Source organism: Nocardia sp. GP40, from assembly GCF_050434125.1.
Classification (GTDB): domain Bacteria; phylum Actinomycetota; class Actinomycetes; order Mycobacteriales; family Mycobacteriaceae; genus Nocardia; species Nocardia albiluteola.
This window is the reverse complement of the sequence record NZ_JBNPVW010000001.1, coordinates 987,999-1,014,538: the sequence shown is the minus strand read 5'-3', so window position 1 is coordinate 1,014,538 and position 26,540 is coordinate 987,999. Positions and strand designations below refer to the sequence as shown.

Genomic DNA, 26,540 nt, shown 5'->3' with positions numbered 1-26,540 from the left:
GGGGCGGGCAAGGGTATCCCGGCCAGCGAGGCCGTGAGTTTGTCCCAGACCGCCCGATAACCCACCTCGGGGAACAAGCACATCGCCAGGAGGAAGTAGACCCCGACCCGAGACGGGAGATCACGCAACCGGCGCTGCACCGACCGGGTCTCCTCAAGGACCGCGTCGACAAGCTCGAAGGGCACCACCACGGTCAACTCGCCCAGATGACCGGCAGCGAACCGGCCCGCGGCCACGGTCACCGACCGAGTGATCGCCGCCAACGCGGGAGGCAGGGGAGAATGAAACGGCAACGGAGCTCCTCGGCGACAGGCTGTCTTGGTCGACTACCTGAACCAACGAGCTCCGTTGCCCTATGCCTGAAATCCTCAAATCGCTTGCGCCACCAGCGAAAACACTAACTACCCGGCCTTGGGTGAACCTCAGTTAGCAACAGTGCTGTCCCAGCTGTAGTGGGATGCGGGATCGTCGTCGTACTTGCTACCCCCACCGAGCCGGCGGTACTCCAACTTCAACATCACCAGCCACGCCTGCCGCCCCTCCGCGGATGGCAACGATGACAACTTGCCCTCAGCCACTAGGACCCTCATCCGATGTCAGCGGCGCGCCCCTCTGCCAGTAGCGCCGATCGAAAGTCAGTATGCCAAGGGGGACCGACACCTTTCGGGCACTACCCGGCCACCTACCAGAGCTCCGGACCACGCCCGGCCACTCAACGTGACTGCCGGGCTCACCAACCGCGCCACCGCTGCCCGGCCCCGTCGGTCCTCGGTCCCGAACAGCTGCCCCTCGAGATCGACACCGTGTAACCAAACTCCCGAGACAGCACACCTAGAGCGCGGCAGATGTTCAGCGCCCACAGCGATTTCGCGCCTTCGATGACGCAAACGCATCAAACCCCCCCATTGCCGGAAGGCCCGAACCCTCTTCTTGTGGTCGAATGTCCGAAACCCGCACCCGCCGCTGGCAACTCAACCGCGACCGAGAAGCTGGCCAGCCACGCCAACCGCAGCATCCGTATCCAACCCCGCCCCCTTGTGGTCCCGTCCCCACGCGCCCCGCTCGCCAACGCAACGTACGCGCCCAGCCCTCCTTTGTGGTTCGCTCCTTTGTGGTCTCTCTTCCTTGTGGTCCTCTTCTTCTTGGTGGTCTTGAAAACCTGCCCTGAGATCTTGATGGGTTTCCGTGCGCCGAAGGCGCATGTCAGGGCAGGTTTTCAAGACCACCTGCCGGGACTCTGCCGGGACTAGTTGAGTCCCGGCAGAGTCTCGGCACTATCCCGGCAGAATCCCGGCCGTTCTGCCGGTCAGACCGGATGGAAGCGCAACCCAACCATCACGAGAGAGCACCGCTGGCTGGTTTGTCGATATTGAGCACTGCACGGAGACCACACCATAAGATCAATCTGTCAAAGCAGTCTGACGATCGAAGTAGGGAACCGGATTGGAATCCAACCGAACCGATGAGTACGAAACCGACGGCTGGAGCAACGCCGAGCTGGCGGTACTGGAGGCGATCCGCCGGGGCGAGACGCTCGATCTGGGCTCCGGGGAATCATTAAATGAGCCGCTATCCGAAGCACGTCATTGGGGGGCTGACCGAATAGTTCGCGCGAGTGTCCTCACCCAACTTATTTTGAGCCCCCCTAAACACGACGAAAATGTTCCATTACGAATTACGCTGGCTGGCGCGCGAGTAACCGGCACTCTTGATCTCGGCTGCGGAGATTTGGCGCCATTTAACTTTACTCGATGCGCTTTTGACGAGCGCCCTAATCTCAATGATGCGAATGCGTCTTTCGTAGGCTTTGTAGGCTGTCGACTACCCGGCCTCAGTGCTAAGCGACTCAAATGCGAAGGAGCTATATGGCTAGACAAATTGGAATCAAGTTCCGAAGTTTCGTTTGAGGATGCCGAAATCTTCAGCCTGTCTGCGCGACAGGCTGAAGTCTCAGATAGTGCCGCATCTCATGCAGTTTGCTTATGTGGCGCGCGTATTTTGCACGATCTCAACATATCGGGAATTATTTCAAATGGATCCATCGGCGCTAATACGACCCGAGTCGGTGGAAATTTTTCGCTGGGCGACGCGAAACTTTCCGCTTCTAAAGGGTATGCATTGTCCGCTCGACTGCTCCGCACAGGAGGGTCTCTTAATTTCGGTGAGAAATTTCAATCGACCGGCAGCATACATCTAGACGGGGCCGAGATAGGCGGTTCAGTGAATATGGTGCGGGTAACAATCTCGGGAGATGGCGGGAATGCCGTTGACCTTGACCATGCCGTTGTCAAGCATGGGATCCATGCCCGGTTTGCTCATTTGAAGGGCTCATTGTCTTTTCATCACGCTACCATATCGTGCCAGGTCAACCTCGGAGGGGCACAGCTCGATGGGGATCGAGGAGATTCGATACGGGCTGATCACGCGTTCGTCGACGGAACTCTGCTCCTTAATAACAACATGACCGCGAAAGGTTCGATATACCTCCACGGGGCGCGAGTTGAATGCAACGTCAACATTGATACGCTGAAGTTAACTACCGATGACAACCGTAGGGTCGGCATAAGCGCTGATCATATTGAAATCGGTGGCGACTTGCTAGCAAAAGACGTGGACATTCGAGGTGGAATGGATCTGCAGGCCGCAACTATTAGCGGTGGAATATTCATGAGAAATGGTCACTGGGTTCCGCCAGCCCAAGGGGCTGCGCTAGCACTCGATAGAATGACGGCCAGTGGGATTGCGGCCGGGGGTTTGAAGTGCGAGGGCGTAATTTCGATGTCAGAGGCCCAACTCAATGGGCCAGTTGATTTCAGCGAGTCTACGATCGGTTCGGTATCTCAAAAGTCAATCAGCTTGGGTGGAGCAAAGATTGATGGGCCTTTTATTGCCGATCGGGCAATATTCAATGGAGCATTCGATGCTCCTAATTGTAATTTTAGAGGGGACCTCCGTCTGGCCGACGCAACCTTGAACGGTACGCCGGCGCATGGCGCTAGCTTGGGCACTCCAGCCGATCGTCGATACCGTGGCCATTGGCGAGGTACGTCGGTCCGGTTGACAGGAACATCTGTTCTTGGTGACGTGGACCTGCGAAGCGCCACGCTTACCCAATCCTTAGTGGTAAATTCGATGGAAATCGGCAGAACCCTAGACATAACTCGTGCAACACTGAGTGGACGTGATGTTCCGGCGCTAGTTGCGGACAATATTCACGCAGCTACACTAAAATTTTCCCCAAGTTCAATGCCTTTAGGGGAGGTGCGAATAGATAATGGTTCTGTCGAAACTCTGGAAGACGATCTAGCGGCGTGGCCTAAAGAGGGCAAGAGCAATATCGAGGGTCTTACCTATACGAAACTTGCATCTTCGACTACTACTAACGACCGTATTAACTGGCTGCTTGATGCCACCCCCAAATTCTCTCCACAACCATACGAGCAACTCGCATCTATATATGCATCTCAAGGGCTATTGGATGATGAACGTGATGTTCGTTTAGCTGCGGCTCGTCGCGCATACGAAGGCCGACGGTTGCCGACACGGATATGGGGAATGGTTCAGGACATATTGATCGGATTCGGCTACCGTCCCGTTCGAGTGCTGATCTGGGCATGTGCTATGTGGATTATTGGCGCACTTCTGCTAAAATTTGGGACAGGACACTGCAATGTGGGCGGTATAATTCAGTCAGGTTTATGTCCGGTCCGGGCGTCTGATCACCCGACTTGGAATCCATTTTTATACTCGCTTGACCTCCTCCTGCCATTTTCTTCGTTCGGGCAGGTCAATTCATGGAGGACAGGAGGACTGTCTATGGTCGTATCAGTGGTTTTAAGGGTTGGCGGTTGGCTATTGGTAACAACTGTGGCGGCCGCAATCGCGCGAAGCATACGGAGATGATTGAGTCCGTGTATTCGTAGGAACTCTGGGTAGTTGTTGAACTTCCGGGAGTTGGGGACCATCTGGGGACCACACGCCCTTGCGCTCCCACGAACATCTCCCGATCAGGCGGCATTCGAGTCAACATGCACATCGTGTTTGACGTGCGAAAATGGATCGGCTCCATTCCTGGGGGTCAGGTGGTCGCAGGTTCAAATCCTGTCAGCCCGACAGAAGAAAACCCCTTCCGACCTTGATCGGAAGGGGTTTCTTGCTATCTGACGATTCTGAGTTGGGGACCATCTGGGGACCGTCCTGGTACGCGGAGGTGCAGGGACAGCAGATTCCCGTCGTCCTGCAGGGCAGAACGACGCGCCGAAGCCGCAGAATCAGAGGTTCTGAAGGTTTATCCGCATCGGAACTCGATTCCAGCAGACCTCTGGGTTCGCCTGTTGGACAGCACCGCCGCCGAGCTCGACATCCTTCCGGCACTTCACCTGCGGCACACTTGCCCGCCGGCGACTTGTTCGAGACGTACATGACGAGCTTCGAGCATGTATGGAACGGAGCTCAACCAGCCCGCTTCGGAGAGGTTCACCGGTGACCCGGACCGATTACTTCCAGGACCCGAACGCCCCGACGCCGAACAGCATCAAGGTTGCGGCAAGTGCGCTCGTCCTCGACGGTCATGGACGGATCTTGATGATCCACAAGACCGACAACAACTTGTATTCGATTCCGGGTGGTGGACTCGAGACCGGCGAGACGGTATCCGAAGCCGTCATTCGTGAAGTCAACGTTCCAGCGAGCTACAACGACTGCGATGGATGCGGCCACGATCGGAGCGAGCGGAGCGAAGACCGGTAGCCAGTCCACCAGCGCACTTCCACGCGGCGGATCGGCAGTAGCGAGCCAGGACAATGACATGATTGGATGCTGCCATCCGCCAACATCTTTCGCTTACCTTCGCAGACGCTGCCGCCCCCGGGCGTGGGACGGGATCACTCGACCGGTACGAGATCCTGGATCCGCATCGGCCACGGATACCGGCCGGGCGCGTCCTGGACGGACTGGATCGTCGCGTGGTCACCGTCGATCTCGAGCACCTCGAACACGTTGACCCCGTGCTCGCCGATCCGCACATGCTGCCCGTTGAGAGGATCACCAATGACCCGCCATTTCGACCACTACGAGAGCCGGACTCCGGCGCCGGGCACCGTCGCAGCCTGGCTCAGACTCGGCACCGCACCCTCCGAACGCGTCCCCTGGTGGGCCGCGCAATGGCTCGCAGACGGCCACGACGGCCCAGCGCTGCGGGAACTGGCGGGTCTGAACGGGCGCGAACCCCGTACGGTGCGCGACCTGCTGCCCGCGGCCCTGGCCGAGGCCGGTGTCGAACTGACCATGACGCTCTCGGCCGCGGCGAGTGAAGCCTTCGGGCTCATCGCCGAACTGCACCTGACCGGGCAGGCCAGCGCACTATGGGTCGCCCAACAAGTCGAGCAGATCGTCTTCCACGCCGACTACGACGCCGAAGTCCAGATGCTTCCTCTGGCGATCTCTACGGGCTCGCCGACGAATGGGAGGGCGGCTGGGGCCGCACCGTGGAGAAGATTGAAGCCGAGGTCCGCGAACGCTGCATCGAGCAAACGCAGGCCACGTAGCACCCGCGGGGTCCTTGGGCAGACAGCCTCCGGACATCCGTGTGCGTGAGTACGGAAACCGACAATCGCCGTCGAGCTTGTCAGCACCAGGGCAGGCGAAGCGCTTCGAGTCCCGGCGCGGCCCGGAGCTCCTCGATCAGCTCGGTCGGGCCGGCCACCTTGGTGGCGCACAGGTCCCAATCTGACCAGGTGATCCAGGATCGGTCGGCGGCCCACAGATTCGAGGGTGAGCCGACGCCGCTCGGATGGTCGTACAGGTCCACAGCGCCGCCGAGAGGGCCCGAGACCGTGACTCCGGTGTCGAACTCACCACTGACCGCGGGGCCGAAGTACGCCACGCACGGGGTGCCAGCACCGCCAGGGGACCACGCGATCAGAACATCGATCAGCGTCTGCCACGACTCCCGATCGAGGGAGCCCTCAGCGGGCGGGCGGATGCTCACCGGCCAACTCCCGCTCGTGTGTGCGCCAGACAGGCTGCGGGAACCGGGGTACCGGCCCTCATCAACCGTCGGCTCGCCCAGCCGAGCCGCGAGTTCGGTCCAGCGCAGTCTCTTCCAGCCCGCTCCGGGGTGCTCGGAGCGGCCCAGCTCGTTGCCGATCACGACCGAGTTGGCTTCGAGGTCGAAGCCGGGGACCACCATCGGCTTCTCGTGTCCGGCAGCTAGCCGCTGCCGCCACTCCTGGTCGTAGGTGAGTTCCACTGAGCCCGACTCGCGTTCGTACATCGCGTTCAGCAGCCACACCGCATCCGGTCGTGAATCGATCTTGTACCCACACCATCCGAGATCAGTTTCGGGCGTACCGAGCCACGAAACCAGTTCTCGATCGGCGACATTCCAGTCCACGTCGGCGAGCGTACCCAGCTCCACAGCGATTTCGCGCCGCCGTTGACGCATATGCATCAAACCCCCATCACCGGAAGGCCCGAACCCTCTTCTCGTGGTCGAATGCCCGAAACCCGCACCGGTGGTCGGCCGTCGGCGTAGGGCAGTGAGTACCGCACGCGGCCGATCCATCCGCCGTCGTATCCGGTGGGCTTGCGGACCACCCGGGCACCTGGCCGTACTGGTGGCCGATCCGGCACCTCGTTCCTGTCGACCGCTGACAGATCCGGCTACGCGTCTTTCGGGCTGGTTTTGACCTTCCCGTCGCGGATGGACCAGGGGCAGATCATCGCACCGCCGGTACCACTCGACGACGTCCCGGACTTCCTCCCGCCCGGCCCGGCTACCCCGCCACCGGCCGATCCCGTCCCAGAGCCGCCGCCGGAACCAGAGCTACAGGAGACCGGTTCCACCGGCGGGCTTCGGCGGTGGCTGCGACGACGGTAACCATCATCGAATACCGTTCTCTACCAGGAATATACGGCAATATCCGCCCGTTTCTCGGCGGATACTACGGCGACCCCTGGAAGGACTGCTCATCGCACAGCCGAGGGGATTACGTGCGATGTGCTGATTCGGACATAAATCCTGGGGGACGCCGAGCCGCCGAAACCGGCTCCGACCTGCGCCGCAGGGTCGTTCAGGGTGGGCTGATTTGGTCGGCCCCCCGAGTGGCCCCCCGGTGTTTTGCGCCGTTCGCCGCCGGCTGCCGCGTACGAACTCGGTGACGAGCACGCGCGGTAGCGCTGAGCGCCAGTGCGACAGGGGCGGCCACGGCGAGGAGTTGGAGGCCGAAATGTTCGCCCGAGAGCTTGGTCCCGAAGAGATACTCGGGCCGGGGCGTCGCGTAGTTCTGACGGCGGGAGTTCAGGTCCACCGCCTTTGCCGCGACGGTGGCCATAGCCTGGCACCGGGCCTGCTCCCGCTCGTGATCGCAGGCGCTCCGCATTCGCTGTTCGAGCGCGGTGTCGACGGCTCGGCGCGCCCACGGGCCCAGCGGCTGCCCGTGGGCGTCGGCGTAGCGCAACATGTCGTAGCCGAGGTCGTGCGCCTGGCACGCGGTCCGGAATTCGGCGGGCAAGCGCACCGGCGAGGAACATTCGCCACCCGGATCGACCAGCAGCCCGTCCGTGATCACGGGCCGGTATCCACTTTCGTCGGCGAAATCCGTCGGAATCGCGACCGTCCCCGGATGTGCTCCGGTCAACTCCGCGACAGCCGCACGGGCTGCGGGATTTTCCGCAGCCGCAGGCGCACGGGCTGCGGGATTTTCCGCACCCGCAGAACCCACGGCCGCCCCGGCAACCGGCTGCGGGACAACGAACACCACGAGAGCCCCGAGCGCACCGAGGCCCGCCAACACCTGCCTCCGCCGCGATTTCCAGGTGACCCCAGCTAGGGAACGAGCAGTGCCAGGGCGGCGAGAATGCCCACGACCGGGACGGTTCAGCGCAGCCACGGCACGAAAGCGGTGCGCGACAGCAGGAATACGGCTGTCGGTCTCCGCAACGGGTGCATGATTGCTGACATCGCGCGGGAGTGTCGGAGCCTTCGAGTGCATGATCGGATCCCAGGGTCTCGGTGGCGGCGGTGTTCGTACCTCCAATTTCCCTGTTCGGCGGTACCTGCGACAGCAACCCTCGAGATCACTCCCGGCCCCCCGAGGGTGGGGCGGGATCTCACCCCAGGGTGCGGGCCCGGGAGTGAATCATTCGACCAGCTCGCGCATGTCCTGCCGGTAGACCGCGAGCACCAGCGCTTCGCGGGTCGGGAAGTGCCGGTACAGCGTGCCCTGCCCGACGTCGGCTCGTTTCGCGATCGTATGCAGGCTGACCTCCCCGGAGCCGGCCAGCGCCGCCCGCGCGACGTTCAGGATCCGGGTCCGGTTGCGCCCGGCGTCCGAGCGCCGCGAGGCCGAGCGGGGGAACGAGCAGTCTTTTTGCGACCGCCGGTCCGTCCTGCGTTGCTGATGCATCCCCGACCTAAGTCGCAGACTCCATCGTTCAATGGTGGTCAATCCAGTCGGGTAGGTGTTTCGCGAATGCGATCCGCAGCAGCTACTCCGTAAGCTTCGCCCGAGGAGGTTGACATGTCCGAAGACACACCGGCAATTCCGTCCTGGGTGCCCCGAGACTCATACCCCTTCGAGCACCGCTATCTCGACCTGGCCGGCACTCGCGTCCATTACGTCGACGAAGGCGTCGGTCCACCCATGCTACTTCTGCACGGCAACCCCACCTGGTCGTTTCTCTACCGTGAGTTGATCACCCATCTCGGCGGCCAATTTCGCTGCATCGCTTTGGATTACCCCGGGTTCGGCCTCTCACGCCCGGGCCCTGGATACGGTTTCACGCCCGCCGAGCACGCGAGGGTCGTCGAGCGATTCGTCACCGAGCTCGACCTGTCGGGTGTGACGCTCATGGTGCAGGATTGGGGCGGACCGATCGGGTTCGCGGTCGCGACGCGGCATCCGGATCGGTTCGCCGCGTTCGTGATCGGCAATACCTGGGCCTGGCCGAAATCGGATCTGGGAACGCAGGTGTTCTCCCGGACACTGGGCGGTCCGATCGGCCGCTACCTGATTCTGCGTCGAAACTTCTTCGTCGAGAGGCTCATACCGCTCGGTGTCCGGCACCGGAAGCTATCGGAGTCGGTGATGGACGCCTACCGTGGGCCGTTCCCGACGTCCGAGTCGAGGCGTCCGATGCACGTGTTCCCTCGCGAAATCCTCGGCAGCCGACCGTTTCTCGCCGAGATCGAGCGAGGGCTACCCGCCCTGGGTAACAAGCCCGCGTTGCTGGTGTGGCCGACGAAGGATGTGGCGTTCCGCGAACCGGAGCGTCGCCGCTGGGAGCGGGTCTTTCCCCAGCATCGCACCGTCATCCTGGAGGGCGCGGGCCACTACATCCAGGAAGACGCGCCCGAGCAGATCATCGCCGCGATCCGGGAATGGGCGCCGCAACGCGACGGCGAAGGTTGAACCAGCGACAGAACCGGGTGGTTGGCGTCGTTACCGGTGGCACTGTCGACCAATCCGGCTGACGCCCGCGCCAGCACGAACCTGGCCAGCCCACGCCTCCTCGACTTCACCCACTGTGAAGAACCATCAGTGGACCACTCATCCGGTCGACGGCGATGATGACAGTTCATTCTCTGGTTCTGCGGCAAGGGGAACCACACAACCGCTGGTCCAGTACAAGGCCCCGCGAGCAGGTGGCTGAGGAACCCGGCGGAGGCATCTGACGCAGGTGATTTCTGCTCGTGTGGGCGCTAAGGCTGATGGAAGCCATCCGGCTTATCCGGACTACGCTCAGCCTCTAGCTTCCGGATGGCGCAGCCGCGAGACTGGTTGTCGGAGTAGGCGAATCGTCCTCAGCTCGCGATTGGTGCTTCGTCCTCGCCGAATGTCGCTTGGCAGGGTGATGGGACCACCCTGGTCGATGTTCACTACGGCCGCCCACCGGCACGGCCTCGACGCCGCCGGTGCGCGGCCTGGTCCGCCGGGACCGGGATAGTCGCGGCGATCCCGTGACGACGCAACCACTCCCGGTTACCACGGCTGGAATACGCCTTGTCGGCCAACACCCGATCCGGTCGCACCCGCGCCCGGCCGCCACCGAGTTTCGGAACCGAAATACCGTCCAGCACCGCAGTGAACTGCGGGCTGTCACCGGCCTGACCGGCGGTGACCAGGACCGACAACACCCAGCAGCGCCGATCGTCCCTACGGAGCACTGTTTGTCTGGAATCTGGCGCAGCCGGCCAGAGGCGGCCCGCATGGCCAATTGACGGGATCGAGCGACATGCGCGTCCACCACGTAAAGTGACACGTTGGACGCCATCATGCATTGATACCGTTGAGGAGGAAATGCTATGGCCAGCAAGGCTAGCATCGTGTTTGCCCACGGGCTCTGGGCCGACGGATCGTGCTTCAACAAGCTCATCCCCACCCTCCAGGCTGAAGGCCATGAGGTGTTCGCCTCGCAGCACGGCCTCGACTCGCTCGAAAGCGATGTCGCGGCCGTTACCTTCACCATCAACCACGTGCCCGGCCCGGTCGTGCTCGTCGGTCACTCCTACGGCGGGACCCTGATCACCAAGGCGGGCGTTCACGACCGCGTCAAGGCTCTGGTGTACATTGCCGCACTCGGCCCGGATGAGAACGAGACGTCGCAGGACGAGCAGGACAAGTTCGAGAAGACGCCCGTCTTCTCGAAGATCGAGGTCAAGGACAACCGCGTCTGGCTCAAGCCCGAGGGCGTCGCCGACTTCTGCGGTGACCTCCCGGAAGCCGAGCAGCAGCTGGTCGTGTCCGTGGGCGCCGTGCCGGTCGCCGACCTCTTCAACCAGCAGGTTCCCGGCGTGGCTTGGCGCACGAAGCCGAGCTGGTACATCGTCTGCAACAATGACCGTACCGTGAACCCCGACCTGGAGCGGGCCGCCGCCAAGCGCATGGGCGCGAAGACCTATGACATCGACAGCAGCCACGTCCCGATGCTCTCGCACCCTGAATTCGTCCTCGACGTGATCCGTGACGCCGCCAGGACCGTCGAGGCACAGGCGTAGGCCTTCAGTCTTTCTTGATCAATGTGCCGGTGGCCATCATCGCGTTCATCGCGGTCCCGCGACTCGTTCCGACGAAACCTCGTGTGCGGCAGGACAACACCCGGCTCGACGGCATCGGCGCGGCATTGGTCACCGGAGCCGTCGCCGCACTTGACCTCGGACTGGTTGACAGCGGGCGAGCGGCAGGCACGACCACGGCAATCCGGATCGCCATCGGCGTCGGCTTGCTCGCGGCCTTCATGGTGCGGGAAATGCGTTACGCCACACCGTTGATCCCGCTTGACTTCTTCCGCGATCGAGACCGCGCTGTCGCGAACACGGCCAATGTGCTGTTCTGCTCGGCCATTCTGTCGATGTTGCTGTTCGTCTCGCTGTATATGCAACAGGTGCTGCACTACAGTCCGGCGCGCACTGGGTTGGCCTGGCTTCCGTTCTGTGCGTTGGTCACTGCGGGATTCGGTGCCGCCATGGGCTTCACGCCACGCCTCGGCGTCCGGCCGGTACTCACGACGGCGATGGCGGCAGCTGCGTGCGGCATGTTTCTGCTCTCGCGCCTCTCTCCCACCGGCAGCTACCTTGCGTTGCTGCCCGGCCTGTTGATCGCCGGGTTCGGCATGGGCCTGGGGTTCGTCTCGATCACGATCGCAGCGGTCGGCGAAACTCACGAGGACATCACGGGATTGGCGTCGGGGCTGGTGACCACGACACAACAGTTGGGCGGTGCGTTCGGCCTCGGCGTGTTCAGCACGGTGGCGTTTCATCGCAGCACCGGGCTCCTCGGCACCGGCGCGACGCCCGAAACCGCACTGACCCAAGGATTCCGGATCGCGTTCGAAGCCAGCACCGCAATCCTCGCGCTCGCCGCCTTACTCGCCGCATTCGGCGTCACCGCCGCCGCAGGGCGACCGGCCGAGGTAGCTCAGCCGCCCGCGAAGGAGGGCAGCACGTCTACCCAGGACGTCAGCGAGGCCGACGGATCGCGGGTGAGTTCGTCGCCGATGAGGTAGGCGGCAACATCGAGCATGCTGTCCATATCTTCGCCGTAGCGATCGGTGAGCGCGACACGAAGGTCGGCGATGGCGGCCTCGGGGGCCAAGTCGAGGGTTTCGCTGCTGCGACCGGTGAGATCGGCGATGGCGGCGAAGTCGGGGGCGTCGATTCCGTGGCCCGCCGACTTCTGCCACATCGCGCCACGCCAGAGCGCGGCCAGATCATCGTCGGTCGCATCGGACCGCAGCGCCGCCCGCAGGTCGGTGTCGCGGTCGCTGAACAGGCAGGACCGAATGCGACCGTCAGCGGTCAGCCGGGTGTGATACCGAGCGCCGGCGTGTGCGGCGAGCCCGGCGACCGACGAGATCCGGATCAGCCGGCCGCCGCCTTGGGCGCGCAGGTGGGGCAGGGCCGCGCGAGCCGTCTGGACGGCGCCGAGCAGGTTCGTCGTGATCTGGTGTGTGACCTGCTCGTCGGTGATCTCCTCCGCCGCGCCGAACAAGCCGTAGCCAGCGTTCACGACCACGACGTCGATCCGGCCCAGGTCCGCGAAGGCTGCGTCCACGACTTCGCGGACCTTCGGCAGATCGGTGACGTCGAGATGCCCGAGCCAGAACCGGTCGCCATACGCGGCTTTCAGGTCGTCGGCCGAACCTTCTCGGCGGACCGTGCCGGCAACCCGGTCGCCGCGCGCGAGCAGCTGCCCGGCCAGCTCGAGGCCGAAACCGCTGTTGACGCCGGTGATGAACCACGTGCGCGTTCGACCAGGCTGCTGTGCCGGCCACGGTGGGCGTCATGGTCCGGCATTGACGGCGAGGCTACTCTGGCTAGGACCCGCTAAGGTTAGGTCACGAGTAGCCGATGGTCGAGAGCAATCCGTTCCAAACACAGCGTGATGTTGGTGTTGCTGCCGTCACGGAGTTGAGTGCTGCCGGTTTCGAGGATGCGGAGGAAATCGGGCGGGGCGGTTTCGGCGAGGTGTATCGGTGTAGCCAGCGGGCTCTGGATCGCGTGGTGGCGGTAAAGGTGCTGACCGGAGAGGTCGACGAGAATAGGGCGCGTTTCTTTCGCGAGCAACGTGCGATGGGGCGGCTGACGGGGCATCCCAATATCGTCGATGTGCTCGAGGTCGGTGAGACCGCGAGCGGTCTGCCCTACCTGGTGATGCCATACCACTCCCACGGCTCCCTCGATGCACGCATTCGCCGCGACGGTCCGTTGTCGGTCGGAGAAGCGCTGCACCTAGGGGTGAAGATCGCGGGTGCGCTGGAAACGGCGCATCGGGCGGAGATTCTGCACCGCGATATCAAGCCGGGAAACATTCTGCTCACCGACTACGGCGAACCCGCCTTGACTGACTTCGGGATCGCCCATATCGCCGGTGGATTCGAGACGGCGACCGGCACGGTCACCGGTTCACCCGCGTTCACCGCGCCGGAGGTCCTCAATGGCGACGCCCCGAGCCGGGCCTCGGATGTGTACGGGGTGGGATCCACGCTGTTCTGTGCGCTGACCGGCCACGCGGCCTTCGAGCGCCGCAGCGGTGAGCAGGTGGTCGCGCAATTTCTGCGGATAACGAGGCAACCGGTCCCCGATCTGCGCAAGAGCGGCATGCCCGAGGGCGTGCGCGCGGTGATCGAGGCGGCGATGTCGCGCGACTCTCGGAACCGCCCAACCGCTGCGGAATTGGGTCGGCAACTGCAGCAGGTAGAGCACAATCATGGTTTCGTCGTTGATGAGATGGCCCTGCGTGGTGATGCAGGAGCCAACCGGGTATCGGCGGTGATGTCGATGCCGGTGGTAGAGAGCGGCATCGGGAACCTTCCCCTCGAACTCACCAGCTTCGTCGGTCGGCGGATCCAGGTGGCCGAGGTCAAGAATCTGCTGGCGGGGTCGCGTCTGGTGACGCTGACCGGAATGGGCGGGGTCGGCAAGACCCGGCTCGCACTGCGCGTCGCTCACAAGGTGAAGGGGGATTTCGCCGACGGCGTGCGGCTGGTCGAGTTGGGGGGTCTGCGGGATACGACATTGGTGGTCGACGTCGTGGCCGCCGCCCTCGGGCTGCGGAACCAGAGTGCCCGGCCGATGCTCGAGGTGGTGGCGGAATCGTTGGCCTCGCGCAATCTGCTGCTGGTGCTCGACAACTGCGAACAGGTGATCGATGCGGTCGCGACGCTGACCGAATCGCTGCTGAGGACCTGCCCACAGCTGCGGATTCTGGCGACCAGTCGCGAGGCCCTGAGCGTGGGCGGGGAATCAGTGTTCGCGGTGCCCCCCTTGGGAATTCCTGATCCGACGGACAAGTCGGCGGCGCGCTCCGACGCGGTGACCTTGTTCGCCGAACGTGCTGCCGCAGCTGTGCCGGGCTTCGACGTAACCGACGACACCAAGCTCACCGTGGCCCGGATCTGCGCCCGCCTGGATGGGTTACCGCTGGCGATCGAGCTGGCCGCGGCCCGATTGCGGACGATGTCGCCCCAGCAGATCCTGTCCCGGCTCGACGACCGTTACGACCTGCTGACTCGCGGGCGTCGCGGTGCCCCGATGCGGCAGCAGACACTGCGGTTGTGCATCGGCTGGAGCTATGACCTGTGTACGCCGGTCGAACAGCTGCTGTGGAATCAGCTGTCGGTATTCGCCTGCGGTTTCGAGCCCGACGCCGCCGAACAGGTGTGCGGCACCGACCTGACCGAGTCGGAATTGTTCGATGCGCTGTCCGCGCTGGTGGACAAGTCGATCCTGATCCGCGACGAAACTGACGGCGCGATCCGCTTCCGGATGCTCGAGACCGTCCAGGAATACGGCAAGGAGAAGGCCGAAGCCAGTGGGAAGTACCTCGAATACGCTCGGCGGCATCGACAGTGGTGCGAACGGCTCGCGACCCAGGCGGAGACCGAATGGGTCGGGCCACACCAGCTGCCATTGGTTGCCCGGCTGGAGCGGGAACTGCCCAATCTGCGCAAAGCGCTGGAATTCAGCCTGGCCGAGTCCAACGATTGCACGTTGCGGATGACCGCCGCCCTCCACATGTTCTGGACCCTGCGTGGACGGCTCAGCGAGGGCCGCCACTGGTGCGAGCGCGCGCTCGGCCACACGACCGGTGCGCCGACCACCGACCGGGCAAAGGCACTCCACGTAGCCGGTGTCACGGCCGCGATGCAGGGTGACCTCCCGGTCGTCACCGACACCATGACACAGCTCCGGACCCTGGCCGAGCAGACTGCCGAGCCGCTGGTCGCAGCCCTGCTCGCGCACGCCGAGGGAAATATGTGTCTTGCCGGAGGTAACGGTGATCTGGCTCGCGCAGGCGCCCTCCTCGCCGATGCCGTCGACACCTACGAAGCATCAGGAAACCTTAAACTGCAGCTGGACGCCCGGATTTCGCTCGGATGGGCCTACGCAGTGCACGGGGATACCGAACGGGCTCTCGCGGACCTCGACAAGGGGCTCGCAATCACCGAATCCGCCGGTGAGACGATGCTTCGTGCATGGTTGTCGTGGGCAGCGGGATTTACTGTGTGGCGAAGAGGTGATCCTGAGCGCGCCATGCATCTGCTGCAGCAGGGGATTCGATCGTCCCGGCTGGTGGCAGATCCGCTCGTCGCCGGGGCCTGTTTGGAGACGCTGGCCTGGATCGCAGCCGACCAGCACCATGCCCGGCGCGCCGCTGTCCTGATGGGTGCCGCCAATTCGCTGGGCCGTGTTACCGGGGGCTCCGCGCTCATGTTTCGCGATTTACACGTCTATCGTGAGGAATGCGTCCGGTCCAGCCGTAAGGCACTCGGCGAACGAGCATTCGTGGCAGCCCGCCAGCGAGGCGCCGCGATGAGTTTCGATACCGCGGCGGGCTTCGCACTCGGCGAGCGAGCCGAAGCCACCGAGCCGGACTTCCGTTCAGCAGGAAACCTGACCAAGCGCGAGCATCAGGTCGCCGATCTCGTTGCCCGAGGTCTGACCAACAAGGCCATCGCCGCCCGGCTGGTGATTTCACAGCGCACAGCCGAGGGACACGTGGAACATATCCTGAGAAAACTGGGCTTCACCTCACGCTTACAGATCGCCGCATGGGCCGCCGAACACAACACCCTGCAACCGGGCACCTCGGCCTAGCCGGACTTCGGCGCTTTACCTCCACGTGTCGAGACGCGCCTATCAGTAGCGGTGATGGGTACGCCAGTGTCGACAACTGGATCCATCGACGTCTGCGTACACGCCGCGTGGAGCAGTTCCCGAATGCATCGAGCGAAGCCTCAAACCCTCCACCGATGATCTTCGACAGCACCGTGTGGCAGGCGACCAACGCCCGCGACTACGAGTGTGACTGACGCCGGTGCATTAGCTGGCTGGGCACGCGGTCACAACAACCCGATCAGATACACCGCCGTGTTGCTGCGCGCCGGGCTCGCCACTGCCGTGGTGGTGAGCGCTGGCGTATTGCTGGAGTCCACACTCGAGTAGCCTCTCCCGGTTGTGCCGTTTCAATGCAAGCTGATCACTCATGCCGGTCGAGCACAGGATCTCTCGACGATCAGAGGGCCGTTGCACGACGCGGCGGCGGTGTGCCGATCTGCGGCAGCGTGATCGCCCTGTTCGTGCCAGCGATCTCCTGGATCGGCGTCGCGTTGGGGCTGATCGCCAAGAATCCCGGCGGTTTCGTGTAGATGCTGACCTGTCAATGCTGTAAGAGCCGCGCCGAGGGCCCGAACCTGCGATGGGTGCGGCTCCTTTCCAGTGGCTGTTGATCATGCTGCGAGTTGATAGTCGTTGGTGTGGACGCGCTGGTGTTCTCCGGCGATGTGGAAGTCCCAGTAGGCGGTTAGGTCTGCGTTGTCGATGAGGGCTCGGAGAGCGTCAAAGGGGCCAACATCGCAGCCCGCGTCGCATGGTTCCACTGGGCTCTTCTTTCATCTACTTCACAACGGCTTCCCCGCCGCGGAAACCCAGAAGGTAGAGCCCGCCAAAGAAGCGCAGGAGATATTGTCAAGAGCTGTGGATGCGGAGGCGCCTCCCTGGCCATTGGGAATCCGGTTGGATGTACGCCAATGCGAGGGTCGCGTTCCGGCGCACGACCGCATCCTCGTCATGGCAGAGGGCGACCACAGCTCTGAATGCCTCGACGTCGGTGGCGGAAGCGAGTTCCTGCAAGGCGAAAGCAACCGCTGCTCGTACCTCAGCGGCCGGATGACTGGCGTGTAGCAGGATTTCCGGCATGGCTCGGGCGTCGAAGTGGTGTCCGAGCCCCACGAGCACTCGCTCCAGCACAGTCGGCTCCTGTTCATCGGCGGCCCGTCGGCGCAGCAGATCCACTGTCCTGTCGTTCAACGATCCGACATCGTCGCCGAGGTCGACTCCGAAGCGCAGCAACACCTCCGCCGCGAAATGCCGTTGTCGCGGGTCAGGGGAAACGATCGCCGCTGTAGCGAGAACGAATGTCTCCTCGTCCCCCCGGGACTCCAGGACCCACGCCGGAAACCTTCGGCCGATGTGATCGGGATCTTCGTAGGTGAGGCCTCTTGCCATCAGCTCGGCGAAGGCGGGCCGGATCCCGAAGCTTTTCTCCAGCTCGGTCGCTATCGCGGCATGGCCGGTCTGGATCATCAAATGACCATTCGGTGTGCTGACCCGGATCGTCTCGACCGAGCCCAGCCCCTCGTCGGGCGCCTGTCCGCGCTCCACAACCATCTCGTCGCCGTCCGCTGCCCCGAGACGCCGACGCAGTTCCACCTCCGGATCCACCGTGAGCCATCGGGAAGCAATGTCCAAGGCGTCACGGCCTTCGTTGTTGCGGTGCCACAGTTCGACCGAGGCGGACATCAGTGCGATCGCAGCCGAGAGCGCTCCAGCATCGGCTGCCAGCATCAGTGGTGTCATGCCACCACTCGAGCGAGCGTTCGGGTCGGCACCCCACGACAGGAGAAGCTCGACAAGTTGCGCGTTGGCTCGGGCCGCGGCAATCCCTAGCATGGTGTTGCCGTCCGCGTCAGTTGCGTTGGTATCCGCACCAGCCTCCAACTGCGCTTCTGCTTGCCGCAGATCGCCATCCTGCACCGCCGCGATCAGTGCTGCGTTATCTCCCATGGAGTGATGGTGCCTGCTCCCTGTGAACGTCATGTCTCCCACTTGTGGCGGTTCTTCCCGCAGAAACGAGATGCCGTCAAGACTTCTGCTTCAACGAGTTTCACGCGACCTCCGTCCGGGTGGTCTCAGCCGGGTCCGTTGACCGGGTCGGCGTGATGTCGACGGGTCGTTCGAGCAGTTTGCCCTTGTGGAACAGCGCGCCGGCTCGGACGAGCGCGACCAGTTCGGGCGCGTTGACCTTGCGCAAGCGGGCTTGTACGGATTCGATCAGCTTGTAGGCCATCGCGATCCCGGCTGCTCGCGAGCCCGGCCCTGCCCGCGGATCGGGCGCACGGCGTCCACGCCTTTGGCCTGCGAGGTCTTCCAGGACCCAGTCGCGGTAGTCCACGCCCGGGAGTACGGGCAGACATCGCCGCAACCCATGGTGATCACGACATCGGAGGTATGGACCGTGTCCGGGGCGAGGATCTTCGGTGTCTGGGCGGTGATGTCGATGCCGAGTTCGGCCATCGCCTCGACCACAGCCGGGTCGATGGCCTGCGCAGGGGCCACGCGTGGGTTCTGACAAGCATGACCACCCAAGTGCTGCAGGCGTTTCGGCGACATCAGGCCGGGTAGCGCCGTTCGATGCCCGAGACCTGGAATGCGAGGTTCGGACTGATGCCTTATCGAGGTCAGGCGGCGCCCAGATAACGGCACGGCCACGCGCTCGGTTGAAGGTAGTGTCACCGAGGGCCGACCGCGGGCTGCCCCGGAGATCAGCCTGATATCCGGGGCAGCTTTCCGATCAAGCCGCAGCAACGCCGACCGGCTGATAGGGATGTGCTTCAGACTCGGTTTTCGACAGGGTCAGGAAATCGTCAGTGCCTGGGCAACATTCGTCATGCCCGGGTTGTCGAGTTCGCTGGCCTGTCAGCGTGGCATTGGAACGACGGGTGTGAGGAGCATTCGACCGGCGGTCGCGACGGATTGCTCGAGAGTTCGTAGTGTCATCCCGAACAGCTGCTTGTTGTCGCGCTGCATCCAGAGCACCTGGGTCGTGACCCACGCGGCGTCGCGGGCGCGGGCGATGCTGAAACTACTCAGGATGTGCTTGAGCGCTTCGGCGTCCTTGCTGGCCAGCTTCAGTAGCGCGGGCTCGTATTCTGCCCGGACCTGAGCCTCGATCCTGGCGAGCAACTCGTTCACCTTCAGGTAGTCGGCATGCACCGGTTTGGTATCCGGCGTGGTGCCCCGCTCCTTGCAGGTCTTGACCACCGCCAGCGCCAGATCGTGATTGATGTGCGCATTCATACCCGCCAGTGCGAACTGTAACGGCCACACGGTCCGATTCGACCGGGAATCGAAGACCGGTCTCCAGACCTCGTTGGGCTGGTTGCCGCGCTTGTCTGCGTCGACCGCGTCGAAATACAGCTGCGCGAAGATGACATCGAGACGTTCGATGAACGCGGAGTCCGCGAAGAAACCAGCGGTGAGCTGCTCTCCGACCAGTTCGGTGACCCGCAGATACATGTTGTTGAAACTCGCCACTCCATCCCGCGGATCGAGTTCGTCCTTGATGGCGCGCATTCGCCGGATAACTTCATCGACGGGGCCGGGGATCTGGACAGATGTCATGCTGTCAGCCTCCATGGGGTCGTTTCGTCCGTCATGCGGCATCGTGCCGACGCCGCGCTGAATGCATTGCGTAAACCATTCGTACGGTGTCGTTCTCGGTAAGATGTGATCACGCGGAAGCGGAACTCGACTAGTCCGCGGTGTCCATCCCTCCATCCCGGTCTCCGACGGGGTGGCTTCGGCACATCACCGAGAGTACAGATGGCAGACCCATCGCAGACGCACAATCGACGAATTCGGACACGCAGCCGGGCCGGGCTAGGCGGATGTGGCTGAGGCCATGTAGGCGGCCAGGATGATGGCGGTTCGCCGGGACCGCGGCATCACGCATCCACGCCAAATCCGACCTGCGCCTGTGCTTCTATTGGTACACCGACCACCAGCTCACCCCGCTCACCGTCGCCCGCACCGAGGCCGAACGGTACATGCGATAGATGCAGGAGATCCGCCACTTCAAACCCGCGACCGTCGCCCACCACCTGGCGGTGGTCGCTCGCTATCGGCGCGAAGTTCGTTCTCTGGGGGTCCGGGTCTGCGAGGCGACCGGTTGATGAACATCTTTGCAGCTCAGCGTCTTTCACAGCGACTGTGGCAGATTGCAACAGGTGTTGTGTAAGCACGACGATGACCGTGCTGCCGGTCTCGGAGTTGAGGGTGTCGATGAGGTCCGAACATGACTGCAACTCGCTGATCGACCTGGTTTGCTGGGCATCTGTGCGCTGCTGGTCATGGCCCGAGGAATAGTCGTTCGCATGGCAGGCGCCGCAGCAGTCGGCGGTCCTCGATGGTGCCGCGGATCAATTCGATCGTGCACCAATGCTTTCGTCTCCAGTCGTGGATCAAGTTGCGCACCGCCTCTGCGGTGGCCGTGTAGTCGAAGGCCACGCCGGCCAGCCAGATCCGAAGGTGCACATCACCTTCGGGTGGGAACAACCTTTCGGCGGTCACGGCCTATCACTTTCTCGGGCAACACAACGAAGGTAGTTCGCCAGCTTCCGGCCTTCCTTCGAAGTCACCGACCGGGACGCCATCGACGCCGCAATCCAATACCTCTCCACGGTCAATTCCTCATTCCTGTTTGCGCCGACACCAGGGGCTCGGTGTCCACTGGCCTGGGTGCCGGGCGGCTGATCACTGACGATTGCGTTGCACCCGGGCGTCGGCGTACATGCGTGCGATCGGGTATTCGAGCATGTAGCCGTAGCCGCCGAAGAGCTGGACGCAACGATCCACCACCTTGCCCTGGGCCTCGGTGGATGGCGTCCATTGCGACGCCGACGCGGCGCACCCACGGTTTGCGGTCGAGGTGTGGCGGTGAACGAAGGCGGGCGAGCGTGATCGGTCTCGACTTCGCCGCAGTAGCAGCCCTCGCAGTCGGCGCAGGCGGTGCTCGTCCGGGTTGTGCGGAGCGGATCGGGGGTGGGGAATCGGGAGGTTCCAGGCAAAACAGTCTTCCGGTCTTCTTCGGGTGATCTTGGTAACCGGGCCTCGCTGCGTCTTTACAGTCATTGATGTCAGCTATCGGTCGGGAGAGAGGCTGTGTGGAGATGGCGGACTGGGATTCGACGCGTGAGGAACGGACCGCTCGGCTGGGGGCGATTGCGGAGGGGTCCTGTTCGAAGGCAGCAACTACGTCCGATACAACAACTCGATCCAGGCTGTCGTGAGCTGACAAACCTGGCGCGGTGGGCGCGGGCGGATCTGAGCCCGCTGCGACCACCGGCGTCGGCCTGGGTGACGCACGATCGCAGAATGCGTCCGGGCGCTGCGACCGCCTGCTATTCGATGGCACATCGTCCCAGATACCTTGGCCGACAACTGTTTCCGATCATTTGTTTCGATGTGTTCGAAGTGATGAAAGGAAGAGGGAAGCGATGTCCGATCCCGATTACGAGTACATGTGTTTCCGGCTGGCATCGGTCCACCGCGGCTGGCGCGACAGAATGGGCTTCGGGAATACGCAGCCCACCGACGACGAGCTCGAGCAGAAAATCCTGGACCTGGACCGGACAAACCCGACGCTGAAAGCGGAACTGACCGCCGAGGCGATCGACTGGTGCGCCCGCGACGACGCCGCCTACGCCAAGTACCGGCCGGTACCGCCACCGGCGCCCACCGGCCGATACGCGTACAACGAACCGTTCATTCCACTGAGCCTGGACCTGGTCGATGGCCTGATCAGCAGGGGAATCGAGCAAGCACTCGACAGCGGCGACACGGTAGTCGTGCCGCTCGAGGTCGTCGAAAAAAACGCGAACTGGTTGTTCTTCATCGACGCCATCGATGTGGCGTGGGGCGGGAAACGTATCGCCGACTTCATCGCCGAGGTGAAGTCCAATGGAACCGAGCAGCGGGCCGCCGAGATCCTCTACCACCGGGTGATCCAAGACCCACGCCCGGCCTTCCTGCGGTTTACCTCCTGTCGCATCACCGCCCAATACAACGGGCAGAACAACCACAGCCGAAGTGACTCCCCGCAGTACGGTGATCCCCAGGACACACTGGACGGGCGAGTGGTTTAGCGCTGATCCAGCACAGCTGAAGTGACCGCGATTTCTCCGGGCCTGCCCCGGACTTCGGTCAGGGGCAGGCCGATCGCCACTGGAGCCCGGCCAAGAGATCCGGCACCCGAGCACTCACGCAACGCTGGTATGTCGGGATGGGTCAGTATCGTCCCGGTCATGACCGACCTCAGCCCGCTCGCCGCAGCCGCTCGGGCCGCGTTCGGCGACGCTGGTGTGCACGCGATCGTTCGGGCTGCCGCACCGTCCACGCCGTGCCGGGCCAGCCGCACCGGGCACGCGGTCGTGCTCGGGCAGTGGGTCGGCTTTCTTACGCCGCCGAAACGCCCCGTCACCACAGCCAAGCTCGCCTCCGAGACGGGTTGATTAGTCCGAACCATGTTGCCTCGCAGATTGTTCTGTGGTCGGATACCGATGCTTGACCGGGGTGCGCGGGCGCGGCATCAGGCGGCGGCGGATCGTCGTTCAGCGCCGGAGGAGCACGGCCGTATCGTCCAGCGAGCACGTCCAGGCTGTACGACACCGGGCGGCGATCATCTTGTCCCGCCTGCCCCCGCGCTACCGGACGGTGCTGGAGCTGCGCTTCCTGCAGGGCCGTACGCTCCGGCAGGCAGCGGTGGCACTCGGAACCAGCGTTGGCAACGCGACGGTCCTGCAACACTGCGCCCTTCGCCTGGCGGCGAAACTCGGCACCGGTGATCCGGCTGCGGACTTCACGGTCCCGGAGGGAAGACGCCCTGGCCCGGAGTGAGGATTCCGTCGGGGTCGTAGCGTTCATGGGCCGCCTCGAAGGCGTCCCATGCAAGGCCGTAGTGGGTGCGCCACTCCTCACGCGTGGTGGGTATGGAGCCGACCGGGTACTGGTAACCCCCGACGGCGCGGGCGCGCAGGTAGAGGGAACGGTTGGCCTCCACCATGTCCTGCGGGCTCTCGGCTCCGGGCGAGGCGGTTCTGAGCAGTGTGAACAGGACCACGCCGCTGGCGCCGACCTCGGTCTCGGTCAGGTCCTTGATGGCGGCCTCCACAAAGGCGTCGGTGCGGCTCGCGGGCAGGAACATGTTCGACCAGGGGTGCGGGCGGTACCACTCGCCGGTGGACTTCAAAGAGGCGACACCCGCGGCGAGCCGGTTGAGGAACTCGAAGTAGGACATGTCCTTGATCTGCCGGTCGCGGGGCTGGTCGCCCAGACCGCCGAGAAGCCTGGCGTCGTCGGGCGGGGTCGTGCCGTTGAAGAAGGCGACCGCTTCAAGCTGGTAACTCCAGCCACCGGAGTCGATCGGCAGCCCGAGCTCTCCCTCCACGTAGGCGAAGCGGCGGTCGTTGACCACGAGCCGCTGGTCGGCGGTCAGCGCGGCGACGCTCGGGTAGGAGAGCAGGTAGTGGCGGACCGTCGCAGGGGCGGGCAGCAGGCGCACGGTGGCCGTGGTGATGATGCCGCACTGTCCTCTTCCAGCCAGGGCCGCGTGGAAGAGGTCAGGGCGCGTCCCCTCGGAACACCTCCTCAGGGCGGCCTCCCCCGTGACGACCTCCAGCTCCACAACGTTGTCGGCTTGGGATAGTTCGAGTTGAAATTGCTGTCGGCCAGGATGTTTCGAGGCCGGATGTCGTCGAGAACGGTGTCGGCGATGTCGTCGCCCGCCTCGTGCCGGACGACTCGTTCGTGGGGAGGGAGATGGATCGGTGTGTGACGCAAGCCCGGTCCGTGGTGGTCAGGGCTGCCGTTGGGGATCGATCTCGGCGAGATCGTTCTCGGTGAGCCGGAGATCGGCGGCGGCGATGATCGGATCGACCTGCTCGGGCCGTCGGTAGCCGGTTATCGCGGCGTCCACTGCGGGGTTGCTCAGCGTCCACGCGACCGCGACGGCGCCGGGTGTGAGGCCGTAGCGGTCGGCGACCGTGCGCAGCCGCTGGGTGGTCGAAAGATGTTGCGACAGTTGCGGCTCGGTAAAGCGGGCGTCGTGTGCGCGCCAGTCGTTGCCGGGCAGCTGCGCTGCCCGTTCCCGGGTCATCGCACCGGTCAGCAACCCCGAACCCATCGGTGAGTAGACGATGACTCCGATGCCGGTCTTTTCGGCGTAGGGCAGGGCCTCGGCTTCGGCGGCCCGGTCGACCAGCGAGTAGGGCGGTTGCAGTGTCTCGACCGGTGCGATCGAGGCGATGCGGCGCAACTGGGCGACATCGAAGTTGGACACCCCGATATGCCGGACGATGCCCTGTTCCTTCAATTCCGCGAGCGCGGCCCAGCCTTCCTCGATGTCCGAATCCGGGTCGGGCCAATGGATCTGATACAGGTCGATAGCGTCCACACCGAGCCGCTCCAGGCTGGCCTCGGCCTCCCGGAGCACCGAATCCCGGCGCAGGCTGTGCCGGACATGTCCGGTGCCATCGTCGAGCAACGAGCATTTGGTGAACACGAACGGGCGCTTCTCGCTGTCCCGCAGCGCCACGCCGACCACGCGTTCGGATCGGCCGAAACCATAGGCGGCCGCGGTGTCGATCCAGTTGACACCGGCCTCGAGTGCGTGCTGGATTGTCGCGATGGACTCGGAATCCTGCTGTGGTCCCCAGCCGAACTCCCACTCACCGCCTCCGATGGCCCATGCACCGAAGCCGACGCGGGTGATCTGCATGCCGGTCGAGCCGAGTTCCGTGGTGGTCAACGCCTTGGTTGTCATATGTCCTCCTAGGGTGTTCGGTGAATCTGTGCAGTCCGGGCAGTTCGGCGACGACAGTCAGGGGTCCTGCCGGAGCTGCGGCCGGGTGATCGTGGTGTCGGTTCGAGGCCGGATACCGTCCAGGACGATGTCGACGATGTCCTCGACGAAGGTCTGATCGAGCGGGGCGTGGCCGTGCATCAGCCGGTGGTAGACGGGGCCGTAGAGCAGGTCCAGGACGGCTTCGGTGTGTGTGCGGGCGGGGATCTCGCCTCGGGCGATGGCTTGCTGCAGGATCAGGCGTCCGTGTTCACGGCGCTGGTCCAGGAAACGTGTGCGGTAATGGAGTGCGAAATCGGGGTCGGCGCGGACCCGGACGAGCAGGCCGGCGATGACCCGTCCGTAGGGGCGTCGGGTGAGCAGTTCTGTCCACGGCCACAGCAGGTTTCGCAGGTCATCGCGTAGCGATCCGGTGTCGGGGGGCTCGGGAACGGACCCCCATGTGCGGTACAGAGCGTCCATGGCGAGGGTTTCCTTGCCGGGCCACCAGCGGTAGATGGTGGCCTTGCTGACCCCAGCCGCTGCCGCCACCAGGTCCATGTTCATGGCGGTGACACCGTGCTCGAGTAGCGAGTCCATCGCCGCGTCCAGGATCGCCTCGCGAGCTTTCTCGTCGCGGGGCCGGCCGCGGTGCATCGTCGAGGGGGCCTCGGTCACCGTCGGCTCCCGATCCGCTCGTCGGTCGCCGGTATCCGGCCGTGCAGGGCTGCGTACAGCCCGGCCAGGTCGCGGTTGGCGTACCCGTGATCCACGGCGCGCTCGACCGCGTCGCGGGCGACTGTTGCGGTGGCCATGTGCATTCCGAGACCGGCCGCGGTGTCGGTCGCGAGGCACAGGTCCTTGCGCATGGCGCGGATATCGAACCACGCACGCTGGGGTAGATGCAGGGCCATCGGCGCGCGTGCCTGCAGCGCGGGCGACCCGATGGGGCTGTCGGTCATTATCGAGGCGGCCTGTGCGGGGTCGATCCCTGCTTTTTCGGCCAGCATCAGCGCTTCGCTGAAGGCGAGGATCTGGTTGGCGAGGCTGACGTTGATCGCCAGTTTGAGTGTCAGGGCCTGGGTTCGGGTTCCGACGTAGGCGACCTGGCGGCCCAGCCGGTACAGCAAAGGTTCGATGGCGGTGACCGCGCCGAACGGTCCACCGGCCATGATGACCAGGCTGCCCTCGGCGGCCGCGGGCACACTGCCGGACACCGGCGCGCTGACCATATGAGCGCCCCGGGACTCGACCTGGTCGGCGATTTCTGCCACGGTGCCGGGACCGACCGTGCTCATGTCGACCACGACCTGCCCGGACCGCAATCCGGCCACGATGCCGTCGGGGCCCTCGTACACCGCCTGCAACGCCGCATTGTCGGACACGGCCGTGAATACGACGTCCGCCGAGTCGGCGACCTGGCGTGGTGTGTCCCGCCAGATCATGCCGCGCGCGACGAGATCGGCCGCTTTCGCGGTTGTGCGGTTGGTGCCGTACACGGTGTTGCCGTCGAGCAGACGACGCGCGAAGCGACTTCCCATAGCTCCCAGGCCAACGAAACCTATTGCCGCCATGCGCATTTCCTTCCTGTCCCGGATACCGGCGCGATCCTGCGCGTATCAGTGATCGCTGCCGGGCGTC

22 protein-coding genes and 5 pseudogenes are annotated in these 26,540 nt (G+C 64.1%); 10 read left to right on the top strand and 17 right to left on the bottom strand.

What is annotated here, in order from left to right:
* Positions 1-275: transposase domain-containing protein (locus tag ABH933_RS04410; RefSeq protein WP_429415802.1), on the bottom strand; the 275-nt coding region annotated here is incomplete at its 3' end.
* A 1,168-nt stretch (positions 276-1,443) separates the two neighbouring features.
* Here ABH933_RS04410 and ABH933_RS04405 point away from each other — a divergent pair.
* Positions 1,444-3,903: a hypothetical protein gene (locus ABH933_RS04405; protein WP_429415522.1), complete on the top strand. Its 2,460-nt coding sequence runs from the start codon at positions 1,444-1,446 to the stop codon at positions 3,901-3,903.
* Positions 3,904-4,482: 579 nt separating this feature from the next.
* Positions 4,483-4,749: an NUDIX hydrolase gene (locus ABH933_RS04400; protein ID WP_429415519.1), complete on the top strand. Its 267-nt coding sequence runs from the start codon at positions 4,483-4,485 to the stop codon at positions 4,747-4,749.
* A gap of 134 nt (positions 4,750-4,883) precedes the next feature.
* Here ABH933_RS04400 and ABH933_RS04395 read toward each other — a convergent pair whose 3' ends face one another.
* Positions 4,884-5,024: a hypothetical protein gene (locus ABH933_RS04395; RefSeq protein ID WP_429415516.1), complete on the bottom strand. Its 141-nt coding sequence runs from the start codon at positions 5,022-5,024 to the stop codon at positions 4,884-4,886.
* 25 nt (positions 5,025-5,049) lie between these two features.
* Between ABH933_RS04395 and ABH933_RS04390 the strand changes: the two genes are divergently transcribed.
* Positions 5,050-5,595 carry a hypothetical protein gene (locus ABH933_RS04390; protein WP_429415513.1) on the top strand — a complete coding sequence of 182 codons (546 nt, stop codon included), beginning with the start codon at positions 5,050-5,052 and terminating at the stop codon, positions 5,593-5,595.
* Positions 5,596-5,626: 31 nt separating this feature from the next.
* Here the strand turns inward: ABH933_RS04390 and ABH933_RS04385 are convergent, their stop codons facing one another.
* The 3 genes and pseudogenes from ABH933_RS04385 to ABH933_RS04375 form a co-directional block, all read right to left on the bottom strand.
* Positions 5,627-6,394, bottom strand: coding sequence for a hypothetical protein (locus tag ABH933_RS04385; protein WP_429415511.1), 768 nt, complete (start codon positions 6,392-6,394; stop codon positions 5,627-5,629).
* A 679-nt stretch (positions 6,395-7,073) separates the two neighbouring features.
* A complete protein-coding gene (locus tag ABH933_RS04380; protein WP_429415508.1) occupies positions 7,074-7,571 on the bottom strand; it encodes a hypothetical protein in 498 nt (165 codons plus the stop codon).
* Positions 7,572-8,150: 579 nt separating this feature from the next.
* Positions 8,151-8,309, bottom strand: a pseudogene (locus tag ABH933_RS04375) (helix-turn-helix domain-containing protein); the annotation flags it as partial.
* Between the two features lie 213 nt (positions 8,310-8,522).
* On the opposite strand from ABH933_RS04375, the gene ABH933_RS04370 reads away from it, so the two are divergent.
* Entirely contained in the window at positions 8,523-9,413 is an 891-nt protein-coding gene (locus ABH933_RS04370) for an alpha/beta fold hydrolase (protein WP_429415505.1), read from the top strand.
* 470 nt (positions 9,414-9,883) lie between these two features.
* Here the strand turns inward: ABH933_RS04370 and ABH933_RS04365 are convergent.
* Positions 9,884-10,153 (bottom strand): annotated as a pseudogene (locus ABH933_RS04365) (transposase); the annotation flags it as partial.
* Between the two features lie 153 nt (positions 10,154-10,306).
* Between ABH933_RS04365 and ABH933_RS04360 the strand changes: the two are divergent.
* Both ABH933_RS04360 and ABH933_RS04355 read left to right on the top strand, forming a co-directional pair.
* Positions 10,307-10,999, top strand: a complete 693-nt coding sequence (locus ABH933_RS04360) for an alpha/beta fold hydrolase (RefSeq protein ID WP_429415502.1) — start codon at positions 10,307-10,309, stop codon at positions 10,997-10,999.
* A 14-nt stretch (positions 11,000-11,013) separates the two neighbouring features.
* Entirely contained in the window at positions 11,014-12,006 is a 993-nt protein-coding gene (locus ABH933_RS04355; RefSeq protein WP_429415500.1) for an MFS transporter, read from the top strand.
* Here ABH933_RS04355 and ABH933_RS04350 read toward each other — a convergent pair.
* Positions 11,919-12,734, bottom strand: coding sequence for an SDR family NAD(P)-dependent oxidoreductase (locus tag ABH933_RS04350; protein ID WP_429415800.1), 816 nt, complete (start codon positions 12,732-12,734; stop codon positions 11,919-11,921). The two genes, ABH933_RS04355 and ABH933_RS04350, sit on opposite strands and share 88 nt — an antisense overlap.
* 116 nt (positions 12,735-12,850) lie before the next feature.
* Between ABH933_RS04350 and ABH933_RS04345 the strand changes: the two genes are divergently transcribed.
* The gene (locus tag ABH933_RS04345; protein WP_429415497.1) at positions 12,851-16,099 is read left to right on the top strand and encodes a protein kinase domain-containing protein; all 3,249 of its coding nucleotides are present in this window, start codon (positions 12,851-12,853) and stop codon (positions 16,097-16,099) included.
* 870 nt (positions 16,100-16,969) lie between these two features.
* On the opposite strand, the gene ABH933_RS04340 is transcribed toward ABH933_RS04345, so the two are convergent.
* From ABH933_RS04340 to ABH933_RS04315, 6 genes and pseudogenes are all read right to left on the bottom strand, one after another.
* Complete coding sequence (locus tag ABH933_RS04340; protein ID WP_429415797.1) at positions 16,970-18,100, bottom strand: ankyrin repeat domain-containing protein; 1,131 nt, start codon at positions 18,098-18,100, stop codon at positions 16,970-16,972.
* 67 nt (positions 18,101-18,167) lie between these two features.
* Positions 18,168-18,380: pseudogene (locus tag ABH933_RS04335) on the bottom strand (IS256 family transposase); the annotation flags it as partial.
* Positions 18,335-18,673 (bottom strand): annotated as a pseudogene (locus ABH933_RS04330) (heat-shock protein HtpX). The pseudogenes ABH933_RS04335 and ABH933_RS04330, both read right to left, overlap by 46 nt.
* Positions 18,674-18,979: 306 nt before the next feature.
* Entirely contained in the window at positions 18,980-19,684 is a 705-nt protein-coding gene (locus ABH933_RS04325) for a DUF5995 family protein (RefSeq protein ID WP_429454915.1), read from the bottom strand.
* Between the two features lie 726 nt (positions 19,685-20,410).
* Positions 20,411-20,596 carry a hypothetical protein gene (locus tag ABH933_RS04320; RefSeq protein ID WP_429454914.1) on the bottom strand — a complete coding sequence of 62 codons (186 nt, stop codon included), beginning with the start codon at positions 20,594-20,596 and terminating at the stop codon, positions 20,411-20,413.
* A gap of 219 nt (positions 20,597-20,815) precedes the next feature.
* Positions 20,816-20,938 (bottom strand): annotated as a pseudogene (locus tag ABH933_RS04315) (acyl-CoA dehydrogenase family protein); the annotation flags it as partial.
* 620 nt (positions 20,939-21,558) lie between these two features.
* Here ABH933_RS04315 and ABH933_RS04310 point away from each other — a divergent pair.
* The 3 genes from ABH933_RS04310 to ABH933_RS04300 all read left to right on the top strand — a co-directional run bounded on the left by ABH933_RS04310 (position 21,559) and on the right by ABH933_RS04300 (position 22,957).
* Positions 21,559-22,206, top strand: a complete 648-nt coding sequence (locus tag ABH933_RS04310) for a hypothetical protein (protein WP_429415488.1) — start codon at positions 21,559-21,561, stop codon at positions 22,204-22,206.
* 159 nt (positions 22,207-22,365) lie between these two features.
* Positions 22,366-22,572, top strand: a complete 207-nt coding sequence (locus ABH933_RS04305; RefSeq protein WP_429415485.1) for a hypothetical protein — start codon at positions 22,366-22,368, stop codon at positions 22,570-22,572.
* Positions 22,573-22,606: 34 nt separating this feature from the next.
* A complete protein-coding gene (locus ABH933_RS04300) occupies positions 22,607-22,957 on the top strand; it encodes a sigma factor-like helix-turn-helix DNA-binding protein (protein ID WP_429415482.1) in 351 nt (116 codons plus the stop codon).
* Here the strand turns inward: ABH933_RS04300 and ABH933_RS04295 are convergent.
* The 4 genes from ABH933_RS04295 to ABH933_RS04280 all read right to left on the bottom strand — a co-directional run bounded on the left by ABH933_RS04295 (position 22,920) and on the right by ABH933_RS04280 (position 26,473).
* Positions 22,920-23,621, bottom strand: coding sequence for a hypothetical protein (locus ABH933_RS04295; protein WP_429415479.1), 702 nt, complete (start codon positions 23,619-23,621; stop codon positions 22,920-22,922). The genes ABH933_RS04300 and ABH933_RS04295 overlap by 38 nt on opposite strands.
* 294 nt (positions 23,622-23,915) lie before the next feature.
* Positions 23,916-24,881 carry an aldo/keto reductase gene (locus ABH933_RS04290; protein ID WP_429415477.1) on the bottom strand — a complete coding sequence of 322 codons (966 nt, stop codon included), beginning with the start codon at positions 24,879-24,881 and terminating at the stop codon, positions 23,916-23,918.
* A 57-nt stretch (positions 24,882-24,938) separates the two neighbouring features.
* The gene (locus tag ABH933_RS04285) at positions 24,939-25,577 is read right to left on the bottom strand and encodes a TetR/AcrR family transcriptional regulator (protein ID WP_429415474.1); all 639 of its coding nucleotides are present in this window, start codon (positions 25,575-25,577) and stop codon (positions 24,939-24,941) included.
* A complete protein-coding gene (locus tag ABH933_RS04280; RefSeq protein ID WP_429415471.1) occupies positions 25,574-26,473 on the bottom strand; it encodes an NAD(P)-dependent oxidoreductase in 900 nt (299 codons plus the stop codon). Before ABH933_RS04280 ends, ABH933_RS04285 begins: the two co-directional genes overlap by 4 nt.
* Positions 26,474-26,540: the final 67 nt, after the last annotated feature.

Bases quoted from the DNA above. Each gene is read 5' to 3' on its own strand.
- ABH933_RS04345 (WP_429415497.1), top strand. From the start codon at position 12,851: ATGGTCGAGAGCAATCCGTTCCAAACACAGCGTGATGTTGGTGTTGCT.
- ABH933_RS04340 (WP_429415797.1), bottom strand. From the start codon at position 18,100: ATGACGTTCACAGGGAGCAGGCACCATCACTCCATGGGAGATAACGCA.
- ABH933_RS04390 (WP_429415513.1), top strand. From the start codon at position 5,050: ATGACCCGCCATTTCGACCACTACGAGAGCCGGACTCCGGCGCCGGGC.
- ABH933_RS04310 (WP_429415488.1), top strand. From the start codon at position 21,559: ATGTCCGATCCCGATTACGAGTACATGTGTTTCCGGCTGGCATCGGTC.
- ABH933_RS04370 (WP_429415505.1), top strand. From the start codon at position 8,523: ATGTCCGAAGACACACCGGCAATTCCGTCCTGGGTGCCCCGAGACTCA.
- ABH933_RS04290 (WP_429415477.1), bottom strand. From the start codon at position 24,881: ATGACAACCAAGGCGTTGACCACCACGGAACTCGGCTCGACCGGCATG.
- ABH933_RS04325 (WP_429454915.1), bottom strand. From the start codon at position 19,684: ATGACATCTGTCCAGATCCCCGGCCCCGTCGATGAAGTTATCCGGCGA.
- ABH933_RS04360 (WP_429415502.1), top strand. From the start codon at position 10,307: ATGGCCAGCAAGGCTAGCATCGTGTTTGCCCACGGGCTCTGGGCCGAC.
- ABH933_RS04305 (WP_429415485.1), top strand. From the start codon at position 22,366: ATGACCGACCTCAGCCCGCTCGCCGCAGCCGCTCGGGCCGCGTTCGGC.
- ABH933_RS04280 (WP_429415471.1), bottom strand. From the start codon at position 26,473: ATGGCGGCAATAGGTTTCGTTGGCCTGGGAGCTATGGGAAGTCGCTTC.